This window comes from Actinophytocola sp. (assembly GCF_036555685.1).
Lineage (GTDB): Bacteria > Actinomycetota > Actinomycetes > Mycobacteriales > Pseudonocardiaceae > Actinophytocola.
This window is the reverse complement of record NZ_DATBKY010000297.1, coordinates 1-2,307: the sequence shown is the minus strand read 5'-3', so window position 1 is coordinate 2,307 and position 2,307 is coordinate 1. Positions and strand designations below refer to the sequence as shown.

At 71.0% G+C, this 2,307-nt stretch carries 3 protein-coding genes; 2 read left to right on the top strand and 1 reads right to left on the bottom strand.

What is annotated here, in order from left to right:
• Both VH969_RS30615 and VH969_RS30610 read left to right on the top strand, forming a co-directional pair.
• Positions 1-307: aldehyde dehydrogenase family protein (locus VH969_RS30615; protein WP_331980618.1), on the top strand; the 307-nt coding region annotated here is incomplete at its 5' end.
• Between the two features lie 17 nt (positions 308-324).
• Entirely contained in the window at positions 325-924 is a 600-nt protein-coding gene (locus VH969_RS30610; protein WP_331980616.1) for a class I SAM-dependent methyltransferase, read from the top strand.
• Between the two features lie 248 nt (positions 925-1,172).
• On the opposite strand, the gene VH969_RS30605 is transcribed toward VH969_RS30610, so the two are convergent.
• A complete protein-coding gene (locus VH969_RS30605; RefSeq protein WP_331980614.1) occupies positions 1,173-2,054 on the bottom strand; it encodes a histone deacetylase family protein in 882 nt (293 codons plus the stop codon).
• Between the last annotated feature and the right edge of the window lie 253 nt (positions 2,055-2,307).

The window sequence follows — 2,307 nt, the reverse complement described above, 5'->3', positions numbered from 1 at the left end:
CGCCTGCCGCGAGGTGTTCGGGCCGGTGGTGACGCTGGCGCGCGTGTCCGACGTCAAGGAGGCGGTCGAGAAGGCCAACGGCACCGACTACGGCCTCCAGGCCGGCATCTTCACGCAGGACATCTCCCGCGCGATGTGGGCCGCGCAAGAGCTCGACTTCGGCGGCGTCACGGTCAACGAGGCGCCGACATGGAGGGCCGACCACATGCCGTACGGCGGCGTCAAGGAGTCCGGCAACACGCGCGAGGGGCCGAAGTACGCCGTCCAGGAGATGACCGAGCCGCGGCTAGTGGTGATCGGCTACTGACGGTCGTCGACCAGCACATGCGCGCGTACTACGACGCGCGCGCCGGCGAGTACGACGACTGGTGGCTGGGCCGCGGGCTCTACGCCGAGCGCGACCGGCCCGGGTGGCACGAGGAGGTCGAGCAGCTGTGCGAGGTCGTCGCGGGCCTGGCTCCGGCGCGGGTGCTCGACGTGGCCTGCGGCACGGGGTTCCTCACCCGTCACCTGCGCGGCGAGGTGACCGGGCTTGACCAGAGCCCGGCGATGGTCGAGGTCGCCTCGGCCCGGCTTCCGGAGGCGCGGGTTGTCCAGGGCGACGCCGTCCCGCTGCCGTTCGGCGACGGCGAGTTCGACCGCGTCCTCACGGGCCACTTCTACGGCCATCTCCTGCCGGACGAGCGCGAGCGGTTCGTCTCGGAGGCGCGGCGGGTGGCGCGCGAGCTGGTCGTGGTGGACTCCGCACTCCACGACGGCGTCGACCCGGAGGAGTGGCAGGACCGCGTCCTGAACGACGGCACCCGTCACCGCGTCTACAAGCGCTACTTCCGCGGCGCGGAGCTGGCGGCCGAGCTGGGCGGCGGCGACGTGCTGCACGACGGCACCTGGTTCGTGGTGGTCGCCTGCAAGATCGGTGCCTGACACCGACGTTGCAGGCACCGATCACCCGGGCCCGCCCCGGACGCGCACGCCGTGGCGACATACGCGACCGCAGCGAGAGCGACCCACCTCATCGCACGTCTACGCACCGCAGCAGGCGGCGCGTCCGCGCAACACCGGGGTCTGACCCCGTTGTTGCGTCGCGGCCAAGCGGTGGCGAGGGTCGCGGGTCTACGTCCTGCCTTTCGCCTTCGACCCCACCTGAAAAATTGGGGTCTGACCCCGTTTTTTCAGGTGAGGGCGGTCAGGACTTCGGTGACGCTCTCGAAGAGGGCGGTCAGGTCGTAGCCGCCCTCCAGGATCATCACCGGGCCGGCGCCGATCTCGCGGACGGCACGCGTCAGGTCGCCGAAGGCGGCCGACGAGAGCCCGAGGTTGCAGAGCGGGTCGTCGCGGTGGGCGTCGAAGCCGGCCGAGACGATCAGGAGGCCCGGATCGAAGTCGCGAAGCGCCGGCACGGCCTCATACTCGAACGCGTCGCGGAAGCCGCGCTCCGAGGTCCCGGCCGCGAGCGGGATGTTGACGGTCGCCCCCTCCCCCGCCCCGCCGCCCCGCTCGGCCCGGCTGCCTGTCCCCGGGTAGAACGGGTACTGGTGCAGCGACACGTAGAGCACGGCCGGGTCGTCCCAGAAAATCGCCTGGGTGCCATTGCCATGGTGGGCATCCCAGTCGAGCACCGCGACGCGCTCGACCCCCGCCGCCCGGGCGTGGCCGGCCGCGACCGCCGCATGGTTCACGAGGCAGAACCCCATGGCGCGCGCCGCCTCGGCGTGATGCCCGGGCGGGCGGCCGAGGCAGAAGGCCGCTTCGAGATCGCCTGCGAGGACCGCGTCCACCGCCGCGGTCGCCGCGCCCGACGCGACGACGGCGGCGTCATAGCTCCGCTCGCTCACGACCGTGTCGAGGTCGATTGAGCCGCCCCCCGCCTCGCACAGCTCCCGGATGGCGGCCAGGAACGCGGGCGGATGCACCCGCTCGAGGTCGACCTGCGCCGCGGGGCCGGGCTCCTCGACCGGCGCCTGCGTCGCCCGGACCGCGTGCATCACGGCGTCGATCCGGGCCGGCCGCTCCGGATGCGGTCCCGGATCGTGCTGGCGGAAGAGGTCGGACACGTAACACGCAAGCGGCTGCGTTTGTGACACCCCCGAGATACAGACGAATCGCCGGTTTTCGCCGCCGTTCTCCGGAAAAAACCCTGAGATTAACGTCAGCTTAACAATCCTGGTGGCTAAATGAACAGGGAATCGGGCATACTAACCAGGCCGTCCCGCCCCCCTTGTGACACCGAGCTGGAGGTCGCATGTATCGGTTTAGCCGCGCAATCTTCGTCGAGGTCAAGGATCTCGTCGACCCGCATCCCGACAC

What these genes read in the sequence shown, in the direction of transcription:
- VH969_RS30610 (WP_331980616.1), top strand. Translation starts at nt 325, where the DNA reads ATGCGCGCGTACTACGACGCGCGCGCCGGCGAGTACGACGACTGGTGG.